Consider the following 13,200-nt stretch of genomic DNA (forward strand, 5'->3'; position numbering starts at 1 on the left):
TCCTGTCTGGGCTAGGGCACTCATTTTCATAATAAATTTTATAGAACATCCGATTCTTAAATAAAAAAAGCCTTTCAAAATTTTACTCTTGAAAGACTTTTACTTTTACAATACCATTTTAGTTTGGCATTTGCTGAAACAATTCTACCATTATTTTTAATCCGTCCGGAGAATACATCCAATCCATCATTTCTGCAGTTTCTTTTCCTTCAGCTGCAAATCTTTCGAACATTTGCTTCTCATAATCCTCTATTGCCGATTTTACATCCGTAAATTTTCCGTTAGTCAAATTTTCGCTTAAATATAACGCGTCGAGCATAGCTGAGTTTACCCCTTCTCCATTAGGAGGTAATAAATGTGCGGCATCACCAAGTAACGTTATATTAGGATTCGTTTCCCAATATTGATCCAGCGGCATACCGTGTAAAGGCCTTACAACAAATTCGGTTTCATCATAATCAAACAACTCCAACCACATAGTATCCCAATTTGCAAATTCTTTTTTAAACCATTCTAAAATCTCCTTATTATTCTTAAAATCAATTCCGCTTTCTGTAGCCCAGTTTGCAGTTGCTTTCCATCCAATGTAAAAATCCAGGCTACCATCGCCTTTGGCACTTAAAAATAAAGTTTTAGAATCGGCCATCGCCGAAATCTTTCCACCCTTTGTCAGGTTATGCAATTTTGGAGCATTCTTTTCAGAATCAGGAATATTGCACACCAAATAAGTAACACCTGAATAAAAAGGCTTAATTGGCGTAACAAACGGGCGAATTTTCGAGTTGGCCCCATCGGCTCCAATTATAAGATCTACGGTTGCAGTGTTTCCATTTTTAAAAATAATTTCCCAACCATTTTCTTTTTCTTCAAGCGAAACAATATGGCTGTCCCAAACAATTGTATCGGGTTGCAGCGCATCTATTAAGATATCTCTTAAAGGTCCGCGGTCAATTTCCGGTCTAAAAAATTCATCACCAAAATCACCTGTAGATACTTTATCATGATCATCATGAAGAACATTTCCCTTTTCATCAACAACACGATATCGATCATTGTCCGGTCTGTAATTCGCTTTAAAAGCTTCTGTCAAACCCGCTGCTTCAATGGCTTTTAATCCTGATCCATAATGCAAATCAAGCGTTGCACCTTGTAATCTTACATTTCGATTTTCATCTCTTTCATACACTTTTACATTTGCTCCTTTTAGCTGCAAAAGTCTCGCAAGAGTTAATCCACCCGGACCTCCTCCTACGATAGCAATTTTTTTATTTTGTAGTAACATCACTTTAATATTTGTTTTATTACTGCAAAATTATTCTTCAGGCTGTGTATTAAATAGTAAAAATCGGTCGTTTTTGTCTTTGAATAATTCTTTGGGAACAACTCCCGAAAGTCTTTTGACTTCTTTTATAAAATGATTCTGATCCGTAAAATTCAGTTCGGGAAAAAGTCTTCCTTCTTTAATATGTTCCAATGATTCTTTGAACCGTACAATATTACAATACGCTTTTAAGGAAATTCCAAAATGATCATTAAAATAGCGATTGATCTGGCGGCTGTTCCAAAAAACCTTTTCAGACAATTCCTTTACAGACATTGCACCATTCGAAGCATAAATCAATTCAAATAGCTTTTGCTTTCTGGGGTCAATATTGGGCTTAATCAGCGAAATCATTTTTGCTGAAACTTTTTTGTAAAAACACTCAAAATCGCTGAGGTCGTCTTTTGTAATTCCCCAAAAATCAGTTGGCAAAGGATCAACTGTGTTTACTATAGAAGCCGCTTTTACATCCAACAAATATTCGATTGCAAGAAGTTTAAAACTAATAGCAAATAACAGCGTTTTTGGCGGAATTGAACCTTTTGCAGGCTCCGTTTCCAAACCTATTCTTGTTATCTGAAAGGATTCTTCCGGCGAATAAAAAAACGCGATATCGAATCTTCCATTCGGTAAAACAACAATATCATGTGGTGAATCTGAAGTATTTTCAATCATCCAAAAATTTTCTACAAAATCAGAAAGCCTTGGTTCAGGTTTTATTATTCTACGTTTTATAGCGCTATTTATTGTCAAATCTCTCTTTTATTTAAACTCAATTCCTTTATATAAAAATAACCATTTTTATCAGACCAAACCATTCGATCTAATTAATTTCGAGATTTAGCAACATAGCTATAACATACAAAAAACACGTTTTGCTTAGTTAACATCTCTATTCATTAATCAATAAAAAAGCCTTTCAAAATTTTACTCTTGAAAGGCTTTTTCTTCTACAAATTAACAGGCAATATTATTTCCATCCTCCGCCTAAGTCTCTGTAAACATGGACAGCAGCATTTAGTTGTTCTTTTTTGGTATCAACCAATTCTAATTTTGCTTCTAATGCATCACGTTGTGTCATCAACACTTCGAAATAATCAACTCTCGCTGATTTAAACAAATCGTTAGAAACATCAATAGAAGTATTTAAAGCGTCTACTTGTTTCGATTTAAGATCATAACCTTTTTGAAGATTTTCGATTTTAGAAAGCTGGTTCGAAACTTCTAAATAAGCATTCAAAACCGTACGATCGTAGTTATACAACGCCTGAAGTTGTCTTGCATTTGCACTTGCAAATTCTGCTTTGATTGCATTTCTGTTGATCAACGGTGCAGCAAGATCTCCCGCTAACGAGTATAAAATAGATTCCGGAAACGTAAACAAATAAGCAGGTTTAAAAGCTTGCACTCCAAATGCTGCCGAAATATCCAATGATGGATAAAACTCAGCGCGGGCTACTTTTACATCTAATTTTGAAGCTACCAATTCTAATTCGGCTTGTTTTACATCAGGACGATTCGCCAATAATTGAGACGGAATTCCTGAACTTACAGCAGCCGGCAATAAACTCAAAAAGTTATTGCTATTTGTTCTCTTGATTTCCTGTGGATATCTACCCAACAAAAAGTTGATCTTATTCTCTGTTTCTTTGATTTGCTGCAAAATTCCAAACTCCAAACTTTGCGAAGTCAAAACCTCTGCTTCAAATTTCTTAACCCCTAATTCTGTTGCTCTTGCAGCCTGCTTTTGGATTTTTACAATTTCTAAAGCATTGGTCTGCAATTTGATTGTTTGTTTTACAATATCCAACTGCGTATCTAAGGCCAATAATTCGTAATAAGAATCGGCAACTTCAGCAATAAGGTTGGTAATCACAAAGTTTTTACCTTCAACAGTAGCTAAATATCTGTTTAATGCCGCTTTTTTAGAATTGCGTAATTTTTTCCAGATATCCACTTCCCAATTGGCGTAAGCCGAAATAGTAAAATCTCCTAACGGATCAGGAGTTTCTACACCCGGTTTAATTTCGGTAGTAGCATCACCCGCACCCTGACTGGTATATCTACCTACTTTTTCTACTCCAGCTCCGGCGCGAACACCAACTGTTGGTAATAAAAGTCCTTTTTTTACACGAATATCATTTTTAGCAATTTCAATTTCCTGTAAAGTGATATTTAATTCCTGATTGTTTTTCAGGGCAACATCAATTAAATCAACCAGATTTTGATCTTTAAAGTAATCTTTCCAGACTAAAGCTGAGGTATTATTGTTTGCGTCCTGAGTTTGGGTTGTTGTACCAAACGATTCAGGAACTGGTGTACTGGTTGTAGGTGCTGCCTCAGGCGCAGGGGCTTTACACCCTGCTACCGTAAGACATATACCTAACGCAATACCATATTGATATGATTTGAATTTATACATGATTGTTATCAATTTCTTCTGTTAATGGATTTTCTTCTTCATGTTTTACCAATTTATATTTCTCTGCAATTTTGGCAAAAATGAAATACAAGCCCGGAATTACAAATACCCCACAAATAGTACCTATAAGCATACCTCCGGCAGCTGCAGTACCAATGGTTCTGTTACCAATTTTACCCGGACCAGTAGCAAAAGCAAGTGGCAATAATCCCGCAATAAAAGCAAAAGAAGTCATCAAAATAGGACGGAACCTCGCTTTCGCCCCTTCCATTGCGGCTTCAAGTACTGATCTTCCTGCTGCATGTCGCTGTATGGCAAACTCTACAATCAGTACGGCATTTTTACCTAGTAAACCAATAAGCATTACCATCGCTACCTGAGCATAAATATTGTTTTCTAATCCTGTTAACTTTAACAATAAGAAAGCTCCAAAAATACCTGCCGGTAAAGAAAGAATTACTGATAATGGTAAAATAAAACTCTCATATTGAGCTGCTAATACCAGATACACGAATCCTAAACAGATCATGAATACCCAAATTGCCTGATTACCCTGAGCCACCTCATCTGCAGAAATACCTGCCCAGTCAATATCATATCCTCTAGGCAATTTTTTAGCTGCAACTTCCTGAATTACTTTAATTGCTGTACCAGAACTATACCCTGCAGCGGCAGAACCACTAATTTGTGTAGAAGTATACATGTTGTGTCTCGTAATTTCTGAAAGTCCGTATACTTTTTCTAATCTCATGAAAGCCGAAAAAGGAACCATTTCATCACGATTATTTTTAACATAAAGTTTTAAAATATCATCTGGCTGAGCACGATATTCCGGAGAAGCCTGAACAATTACTTTATAGTTAATTCCGTATTTAATAAAACTAATTTCGTAGTTACTACCCACAAGAGTTGACAAAGTATTCATAGCGTTTTCGATTGAAACTCCTTTTTGCTGTGCCATATCATTATCTACTTTCATCATGTACTGAGGGAAACTAGAGCTATAGAAACTAAATACGTTAGATAATTCGGGATGAGTGTTTAACTCTTTCACAAAATCATTATTTACCTGCTCCATTTTTTTGTAATCATTAGAACCTGTTTTGTCTAACAAACGAAGCTCAAATCCTCCGGCAGCACCATATCCTGGTACAGCAGGCGGTTGAAAGAATTCGATATTAGCTCCCGCAATATCTTTAGATTTCTCTTCTAATTCGGCCATAATCTCAAGAACAGAATGCTTTCTGTCACTCCAGTCTTTAAGGTTAACCAAACAAGTTCCTGAGTTTGATCCCGTACCTTCAGACAGAATTTCATAACCTGCCAATGAAGAAACGGATTTTACTCCATCTATCTTTTCAGCGATTTTCTGTAATCTTTCTGCAATATTATTGGTTCTTTCTAATGATGAACCCGGTGGTGTCTGAATTACAGCATAAAACATACCCTGATCCTCATTCGGGATAAACCCGGAAGGAACGGTACTACTAATCAACCATGTTCCGGCGCAAAACCCAAGAAGTGCAATAATAGTAACAGCTCTTCTGTTTACAATTTTACCTAATAGATTTTGGTATTTGCCTTGCGCTAAATTGAATTTATTATTAAAACCATCTATAAATACATTTACAGGGGTTTTCTTTTTAACCTCACCATGATTGTTTTTTAACATCATCGCACAAAGCGCCGGTGTCAAAGTCAAAGCCACAATACCAGAAAGGATAATAGCCGTTGCCATAGTTACAGAGAACTGTCTGTAAAATACCCCAACAGGACCAGACATAAATGCAACCGGAATAAATACCGCTGCCATTAAGAATGTAATCGCTATAATCGCTCCTGCAATTTCGTGCATCGCTTTTTTAGTTGCTTTGAGTGGCGAGAGATGTTCTTCCTCCATCTTGGCGTGAACAGCTTCGATTACAACAATCGCATCATCGACGACGACCCCAATAGCTAAAACTAAAGCAAATAATGTGATTAAGTTTAATGAAATATCAAAGAATGTCATGAAGACAAACGTACCTATCAATGATACCGGTACCGCAATTGCCGGAATAACCGTCGAACGCCAGTCTCCTAAGAAAAGGAATACTACAATACCTACCAGAATAAAAGCTTCAACAAGTGTGTGAATTACTTTTTCGATAGAAGCATCAAGGAATTTAGAAACGTCATACGAAATTTCATAATCCATTCCTTTAGGGAATCTTTGCTTAATTTTTTCCAATTTAGCTTTTACCTCCTCAATAACCTGATTGGCATTACTACCAAATGATTGTTTCAATACAATAGCCGCAGAAGGTCTACCATTTAAGTTCGAATAGATATCGTACATCGAACTACCAAATTCTACTTTCGCAACATCTTTCAAGCGTAAAAGTTCCCCGTTAGCGTTTGATTTTACCACAATATTCTCATATTGCTCTTTGGTTGTAAAACGTCCTGAATATTTTAATACATATTCAAATGCCTGAGAACGCTTACCGGAACTTTCTCCCGTTTTACCAGGCGAAGCTTCTAAACTCTGACTTGATAATGCTTCCATTATTTCATCTGCAGAAATTTTATAAGCCAACATACGATCCGGTTTTAACCAAATACGCATTGCATATTCACGTGTTCCTAAGATATCTCCGGAACCAATACCATTTACCCTTTTCAATTCTGAAAGTACGTTGATATCAGCATAATTGTACAAGAACTTCATGTCGGTATTTTTGTCTGTACTGTAAAGATTCACATACATCAACATACTCGGCACTTCTCGTGTAATTTTAATACCTTCTCTAATAACTAATGGAGGTAGCTTATTAGTAACCGAAGCTACACGGTTTTGAACGTTAATCGCAGCCTGATTAGGATCTGTTCCTAAGTTAAACACTACTTTTATAGTAGCTTCACCATCATTTCCCGCATCAGAAGCCATATATTTCATTCCGGGAACCCCATTTAAGGCTCTTTCCAGAGGAATTACAACAGCTTTGATCATCAATTCACCATTAGATCCTGGATAATCTGCGGTAACATTCACCATTGGTGGTGAGATTGTAGGGAACTGTGTAATAGGTAAACTTAATACCGACAATACCCCTAAAAAGACAATTATAAGCGATATTACTATCGACAATACAGGTCTTTGAATAAATTTATTAAACATTTTTATATTTTTTTAATGATTAAACCTATTCTGCTTTTACGCGCAAATGATTGATAACCGTTTGAGGAGCTTGGTATTCGAATGTGATTTTATCGTTTTCTTTTACTTTCTGAACTCCTTCAAGTAAAATCTTGTCGTTTTCAGTAAGTCCGGTCTTTATAACATATAAATCAGGGATTTCACCTGTAATTGTAATTTCTCTTGAATTCACTTTATTGTTTTTATCAACAACAAAAACATATTTTTTATCCTGAATTTCGTAAGTCGCTTTTTGCGGAATTACGATAGCATTTTTAAGAGGAACCATCATCTGAACTTGTCCTGTTTCGCCGTTTCTAAGTAATTTTGCTGAATTAGGGAATCTTGCTCTAAATGCAATATTTCCGGTTTCATTATTAAATTCACTTTCGATAACTTCTACGTTTCCTTTTTCTTTAAAAATATCTCCATTCGCTAAAACAAGGCTAACTTTATTGTCAGCACGATCTTTTACGTCTGTTTGGTATTGTAGATATTCAGGTTCTGATACATTGAAGTAAGCAAACATCTGACTGTTGTCTGAAAGACTTGTCAATAATTCGCCTTCGTCGATAAGACTTCCTAATTTTAAAGGGATACGGTCAATAGTTCCGTCAAACGGAGCTCTGATTTCAGTAAATGATAAGTGAAGTTTTGCCAATGCAACCTCAGCTTTTGCAGATTGCAGTTTTGCCTGGGCCACACTTAATTCGTTTTTAGAAACGATATTTTTATCAGCCAGTAATTTTGAATTTTGCAATTCAATTTCTACTGATTTTTGTTCAGCCTGTGCTTTAAGCAATTCAGCCTGATACATGTTTGGCATAATTTTAAACAACAGCTGTCCTTTTTTTACAAACTGTCCCTCATCAACATAAATATTTTGTAGAAACCCTTTTTCCTGGGCGCGAAGTTCGATGTTTCGAACAGATTTAATTTGCGAAACATACTCCTTCGTAAACGAAGTATCAATTCTAACCGGATTGGTCACGGTGAATTTTTCTGCTTCTTCTTTTTCTTCTTTTTTAGTTGTACAACTAGTGAGGCACACAAGGGCAAATAAGCCTGTGAACAAGATAATTCTTTTCATGATTTTAATGGAAATTAAGCGATTGAATGCTTGGAATACAGTGATTCCTTTAGATGAAAAAATGCATCAGGCAGCCTTAGTTATAACTTAACTTTCATACAAGAAGAAGTAAAAAAAATATACATCAACAAGATATGCAGGATTACAACTTAGGTAACCGATGTATACTGTTGAATCAAATTCTTAAAACCTGTTGGGTAATGTAAATAGGATTTGACTGGCCACAGAATGGCACGAAGATTTTAAAACGATTGTAATCATTTACAATAGTCTGACTTGAAAAGGAAAGATACCAATTGTCAAGTAAACTGTAGTTTGTTGCAAAAAACTTGTTCGTAAGTCCATCTCGAAGATCATCACTTCCAAGATATTCTTCCTCAAGATCTACATCGGCATCTTCAATGATTGAACTGCCCTGATCCTGATTAGTGAATTTCACTCGGTGCTTTTTCTCAAGAGTATGATGATGAAAGTTTTTAGGAGTACCCGCATTAAGATATTGCCCTCCGCCAAGCAGAAGCAAATTCATGAATACTAAAAATACTATTAACTTTCTCATTTGGGTGCGAAAGTAAGCAAAGTATCGAAACAAAAAAAGATTTTTTTATAAGCTTTAACATTTAACAAAAACGAAAACGTTTTCATTGATTTTTTATTTACGAAATATATTAAATCGCTATTTTTTTATGTTCAATTATCTTAAAAATCCTTAATAAAAACAAGTTTAATATGAGAGAAAAAGATTACTCGTTAAAAATCATCAAAAACACAATTATTTGATATTGTTTATTTTAATTCAATAATTTCGCTTATAGTTTTCTAATAAAATTTCCATTATTGTAAATTTCTGATTTGCTTTAACAAAAGTTTTATGAGTATCTTTCATTCCAAATTTCTCATAAAAAGTTTTTTTACTTGTTCTGGCATTGCACCACATTTTGTTCAAATTCTTTTCTTTTGCTAGCTTCAAAATATAGTTTAGAAGCTGAGAAGCAATTCCTTTTCCCTGAAATTCTTCTAAAGTGGCTAATTTTCTAAATTGCATTTCATCATCAACTATAAAGCAGGAAACGATCGAAACTAGTTTTTCCTGATCAAAAACACCAAAATGCAATCCTAGATTATCTTCTTCTAATTGTACAAATTCAAAGGGCTCATCCGGCCACATTACTTCATGCCTGATTTGCCAGGTTTGCGAGGCTTCAATTGCTTTTATTTCCATAAATCATTTATTTCATCAACTGTACAAATTTACAGGATTTGCGAATCATATTTTTCTCATGAACCAAAAACACATTTCACTCACTATCAAAAACATACATCAAATAAATAAGATAAATCATTCTTTTCTGAGTAATAATATTTATTTTTATGCTATCTAAAAATAAATCCAGATATGAAAAAATTCATTTTAGCAGCATTATTATGTATTAGTGTAAATGGTTTTGCACAATTGATACAATTTGGACCTCAGTTTTCTTATAATATTACTTCTCCACTTACCGATGATTTTAGCTCAAAAAGCTCCGGAACTGGATATGGCGTTGCGGGATTTGCAAGAGTAAATTTATTGCTTTTTTATGGACAGGCAGAATTTGGTTATGCTAAATCAGAATTTAGTCTTTCGCAAACCGGAATTGGAGAAACTGAATATAAATTATCAGGAACTGATGCAACTCTCCTTATTGGTTTTAAAGTAGTTCCTTTAGGAAAATTAGGAAATGTTCGAATTTTTGCCGGATATAACTGGAAAAGTTACTCTGATATTAAAGCCAATAATAGTTTGAATTATATTGCTTTTGAAAAAAACAACAGTAGTATTCTTGGCGGAGTTGGTGTAGATTTATGGAAACTGACTTTAGATTACAGATACCTCGCCGGAGTTACGGATCTTGATCCTTCTGGCAGAAATATAAAAACTGCAGTTTCTAATATTTCGCTTGGTTTTAAGTTTTTATAAAAAAGAAATTAAACATAAAAAAAGGGAATCTGATTATCTTAGATTCCCTTTTTTCTTATTTTACTTTAACATAAAAACGTTCTATGTTATCGTTTTCTATTTTCTCAACACCGTTATCGCTTGTTTTACCAACATTTATTACACGAAGTTCATCTGATTTTTCATTAATCGAACAATTCCATATTGTCCCATCTGATAAAATTACATCCGAGAATAATGCATCAGATTCATGTTGATTATAATAAACCAAAGGTTCTGATTTGATGACTTTCTTTTCCTGAGTTTTTTTATTTTTCTCAAAAAACAAAATTTCAGTTGGCATAATTGTAATAAATTCCTCAACATCTTTTTCTACACTACTTGCGTTTTGGTTAGATGCCCAAACCGGTTTATCTCCGTTCATTTTCCAGGTTCCTAAAGCCTGAGTCAAAATAGCCTGTCTCAAAACAGTTTTCAAAGTATCTACTTTTTGAATGGATTCTTTACCAATTTCGGTATCAGGTTTAATTTTGGAAGCAAGATGAAATAAATCAAGGGCTTTTTTAAAATCAGCTTTTTTATAATACGAAACAGCTAATTCGTATCGGCTTTTTTGAAATGCAGTTTTAGAATCGTTTTGAGCAATTGTTTTAGAGACAATTAATAAAACAATTAAGAGTAAAAGTTTTTTCATTTTTTGTAGTAGGTTTTATTTTTTTTGCAAACCTAGTTTTTTAATTCTAAAACTTTTACCGCATTTCTTATTTTTTTTACCAAAAACTTTCCTGCATTAAGTAAAAAAGAGAGAATCTAAATAGCTAGATTCTCTCTTTTAATAGGTAGGAATAAAGTAAGCAGGACTAACTTAAACCGAAAATGAATGTAAAATCTCCATTGCTTTTTCCACATCTTTTTGATTAACAAAAATATGATCATGATAATATGCCGCAACAACATTACAACTGATTCCTTGCTCTGAAAGCGCTTTCGAAAATGCAGCCGTAAGACCAACAGCTTCTAATGAAGAATGTACTGTAAGCGTTATCCAGGACATTACAACCGAATAATCTAATTGTAATTGATCGGCGATTTCTTTTTTTAGAATTAATGTAATAGCTTCTTTTTCTTTGAATAACATTACAACGTTATTCAAATCCAGATTTTCAAATTTCTCTACTTTACAAAAAACATAATCACCTGAAACGTGTTCCGGTTTCATACTTTTAAGCAATATTTCTAAATCTTTTTCTCCCGACATGGTTACATATTATTTTACAATCAAAGTATTATTCGATGGCGTGGCATCCATAAAAATACCGCCGTCTAAAGATACTTGCTTGATTTGTTTTTTATTTTTTAATGCAATAGTGGCTCTTTTTTGATTGGTTTTCCAGATTTCCGGAGTCTGATGTATAGTTTCTGTCGAATTATCTGCATAAACAACATTTACATCAAAAGGAACTGCAAAACCACCAACGTTTTCTACTGAAACTACATTCTTAGCAACATTTTTGACTGAAAGATCTATGTAATTATTCGTGAAAAACCAGTTATTAAAAAACCAATTCAGATTTTGTCCTGAAGCGGAATTAATCGAATTAAAATAATCCCACGGAATAGGATGTTTACCATTCCAGTTATCCATATAAGCATGAAGGGATTTTTTGAACAAATCATCTCCAAGCAAATCTTTTAAAGCAATATAAGAAAGGGATGCTTTACCATATGAATTATTACCATAACCAGAATCTGACAACTGTGATGACATAGTGATGATTGGCTGATCTTCTTCGGTTGATGGATCATTTATGTATTGTTGTACCCGAAATTCTTTATAAAATTTATCGGCAGCTTCTTTTCCGTGTTCTGCAATTCCAATTAAGTATTCAAAAGTCGTTGCCCAGCCTTCATCCATAAAAGCATAACGCGTTTCGTTGATTCCCATATAAAACGGAAAATAAGTATGTGCCACTTCGTGATCCTGAACCAGTTGTGCAAAAACAGGATCTCCCATTTGCGAATCATTACACATCATTGGGTATTCCATATCTGCAAAACCCTGAAAAGCAGTCATTTTAGAAAACGGGTACGGAATTCCCGGCCAGTTATTAGAAAACCAATCCAATGCATATTGATTGTTCTTGATCGAGTTCACAAAATCAGTTCCAGTTACATCATAAGCTGCTTGTATACTGGCTCGTCGATTTGTTTTTTTATCTACAACAACACTACCGGCATCCCACAAGTAGTGATCACTTAAACCAAAACAAACATCTGTGATATTTTTGGCTTCAAATTTCCAAACATTCCATTCGTTTTGTTTCGTTACAACGCCACTTTTCATTTCCTGTTCATTGGCAATGTGCAAAACTTCATCTATTGTGTATGATTTTTTTAAACGTGAAGCAAATTCAGGCTGCAAAACCTCGTCCGGATTTAATAAATCACCCGTGCCATAAACCACATAATTTTTTGGCGCTTTTACAGAATAGCTATAATCATTAAAATCATTATAAAACTCCTGACCTGAAGTATGAGGCAGATCATCCCATTTATTGTAATCATCAAAAACAGAAACGCGAGGATAGCTATATGCTACAAAAAATGTCGAGTTATCGATTTGCCCTTCTCTTCCGCTAAGTTTTGATAAAGGATAATTCCAATCCATATCAATTGTAATTTTGCCATGCGGAGGTAAAGGTTTTTTCATTTTTACCACTCCTACTGTCCCCCAGTTTTTAGCATCTTCCTTATAAACTATTCCTTCAATTTTTAAAGCTGTAATTGTTAAACCATCGGTAAAAAAATCATCACTATTTTCTACCGCTCGTTGTGAGTTTTTTTTATGAATATTATTCACAAATCTAATTCGTAAATTTTTTAACGTATCATTACTATTGTTTTCATATACAATAGTTTCGGTTCCGCTAACAATTTTTGTAATGGCATTTACCTGAAGTGCGATAGTATATTTTCCATGATTTTGCCAATAATTTTTACCCGGTTTTCCGTCCATAGAGCGAACGCCTTTGGTATACGACTCTTTAATATTCCGTGGCATATACAACTCTTGTGCAAAGCTATTTTGGGCCAAAAAGGCAAAGACTATAAATAGTAATTTGATTGATTGTTTTTTCATAAACTGTTTTTAAGATTTTGATGATTAATTGATTATAACATTAGTTGATGTTTTTCTTTTAAAGTTACAATTCTATATAAAAATATAGTATTTCAAAACAAAAAAACATCT

General features: G+C 34.2%; 11 protein-coding genes. 1 reads left to right on the forward strand and 10 read right to left on the reverse strand.

The window, feature by feature from the left end; translation table 11 throughout:
* Nucleotides 1–118 precede the first annotated feature (118 nt).
* The 7 genes from LNP81_RS26125 to LNP81_RS26155 all read right to left on the reverse strand — a co-directional run bounded on the left by LNP81_RS26125 (nt 119) and on the right by LNP81_RS26155 (nt 9,233).
* Nucleotides 119–1,282: an FAD-dependent oxidoreductase gene (locus tag LNP81_RS26125; protein ID WP_230040475.1), complete on the reverse strand. Its 1,164-nt coding sequence runs from the start codon at nt 1,280–1,282 to the stop codon at nt 119–121.
* Between the two features lie 30 nt (nt 1,283–1,312).
* Nucleotides 1,313–2,074, reverse strand: a complete 762-nt coding sequence (locus tag LNP81_RS26130; protein ID WP_230040476.1) for a helix-turn-helix domain-containing protein — start codon at nt 2,072–2,074, stop codon at nt 1,313–1,315.
* A 217-nt stretch (nt 2,075–2,291) separates the two neighbouring features.
* Complete coding sequence (locus LNP81_RS26135) at nt 2,292–3,743, reverse strand: TolC family protein (RefSeq protein WP_230040477.1); 1,452 nt, start codon at nt 3,741–3,743, stop codon at nt 2,292–2,294.
* Nucleotides 3,736–6,903: an efflux RND transporter permease subunit gene (locus tag LNP81_RS26140; protein ID WP_230040478.1), complete on the reverse strand. Its 3,168-nt coding sequence runs from the start codon at nt 6,901–6,903 to the stop codon at nt 3,736–3,738. The genes LNP81_RS26135 and LNP81_RS26140 overlap by 8 nt, the downstream gene beginning before the upstream one ends.
* A 25-nt stretch (nt 6,904–6,928) precedes the next feature.
* Entirely contained in the window at nt 6,929–8,011 is a 1,083-nt protein-coding gene (locus LNP81_RS26145) for an efflux RND transporter periplasmic adaptor subunit (RefSeq protein WP_230040479.1), read from the reverse strand.
* Nucleotides 8,012–8,186: 175 nt separating this feature from the next.
* Nucleotides 8,187–8,570 (reverse strand): hypothetical protein, encoded by a 384-nt coding sequence (locus LNP81_RS26150; protein WP_230040480.1) that lies wholly within the window; start codon nt 8,568–8,570, stop codon nt 8,187–8,189.
* A 237-nt stretch (nt 8,571–8,807) separates the two neighbouring features.
* The gene (locus LNP81_RS26155) at nt 8,808–9,233 is read right to left on the reverse strand and encodes a GNAT family N-acetyltransferase (RefSeq protein WP_230040481.1); all 426 of its coding nucleotides are present in this window, start codon (nt 9,231–9,233) and stop codon (nt 8,808–8,810) included.
* 174 nt (nt 9,234–9,407) lie between these two features.
* Between LNP81_RS26155 and LNP81_RS26160 the strand changes: the two genes are divergently transcribed.
* On the forward strand, nt 9,408–9,971 hold the full coding sequence (locus tag LNP81_RS26160) for a porin family protein (RefSeq protein WP_230040483.1): 564 nt from the start codon (nt 9,408–9,410) through the stop codon (nt 9,969–9,971).
* Nucleotides 9,972–10,026: 55 nt separating this feature from the next.
* Here LNP81_RS26160 and LNP81_RS26165 read toward each other — a convergent pair whose 3' ends face one another.
* The 3 genes from LNP81_RS26165 to LNP81_RS26175 form a co-directional block, all read right to left on the reverse strand.
* Nucleotides 10,027–10,644, reverse strand: a complete 618-nt coding sequence (locus LNP81_RS26165) for a hypothetical protein (protein ID WP_230040485.1) — start codon at nt 10,642–10,644, stop codon at nt 10,027–10,029.
* Between the two features lie 171 nt (nt 10,645–10,815).
* Nucleotides 10,816–11,208 (reverse strand): ACT domain-containing protein, encoded by a 393-nt coding sequence (locus LNP81_RS26170; RefSeq protein WP_230040487.1) that lies wholly within the window; start codon nt 11,206–11,208, stop codon nt 10,816–10,818.
* A 9-nt stretch (nt 11,209–11,217) separates the two neighbouring features.
* Complete coding sequence (locus LNP81_RS26175) at nt 11,218–13,089, reverse strand: M1 family metallopeptidase (RefSeq protein WP_230040489.1); 1,872 nt, start codon at nt 13,087–13,089, stop codon at nt 11,218–11,220.
* Nucleotides 13,090–13,200 lie beyond the last annotated feature (111 nt).

Source organism: Flavobacterium piscisymbiosum (assembly GCF_020905295.1).
GTDB classification, from domain to species: domain Bacteria; phylum Bacteroidota; class Bacteroidia; order Flavobacteriales; family Flavobacteriaceae; genus Flavobacterium; species Flavobacterium piscisymbiosum.

Excerpts from the sequence above, each read along its gene's own strand:
- LNP81_RS26125 (WP_230040475.1), bottom strand. The coding sequence starts at position 1,282 with ATGTTACTACAAAATAAAAAAATTGCTATCGTAGGAGGAGGTCCGGGT.
- LNP81_RS26135 (WP_230040477.1), bottom strand. The coding sequence starts at position 3,743 with ATGTATAAATTCAAATCATATCAATATGGTATTGCGTTAGGTATATGT.
- LNP81_RS26140 (WP_230040478.1), bottom strand. The coding sequence starts at position 6,903 with ATGTTTAATAAATTTATTCAAAGACCTGTATTGTCGATAGTAATATCG.
- LNP81_RS26145 (WP_230040479.1), bottom strand. The coding sequence starts at position 8,011 with ATGAAAAGAATTATCTTGTTCACAGGCTTATTTGCCCTTGTGTGCCTC.
- LNP81_RS26150 (WP_230040480.1), bottom strand. The coding sequence starts at position 8,570 with ATGAGAAAGTTAATAGTATTTTTAGTATTCATGAATTTGCTTCTGCTT.
- LNP81_RS26155 (WP_230040481.1), bottom strand. The coding sequence starts at position 9,233 with ATGGAAATAAAAGCAATTGAAGCCTCGCAAACCTGGCAAATCAGGCAT.
- LNP81_RS26160 (WP_230040483.1), top strand. The coding sequence starts at position 9,408 with ATGAAAAAATTCATTTTAGCAGCATTATTATGTATTAGTGTAAATGGT.
- LNP81_RS26165 (WP_230040485.1), bottom strand. The coding sequence starts at position 10,644 with ATGAAAAAACTTTTACTCTTAATTGTTTTATTAATTGTCTCTAAAACA.
- LNP81_RS26170 (WP_230040487.1), bottom strand. The coding sequence starts at position 11,208 with ATGTCGGGAGAAAAAGATTTAGAAATATTGCTTAAAAGTATGAAACCG.
- LNP81_RS26175 (WP_230040489.1), bottom strand. The coding sequence starts at position 13,089 with ATGAAAAAACAATCAATCAAATTACTATTTATAGTCTTTGCCTTTTTG.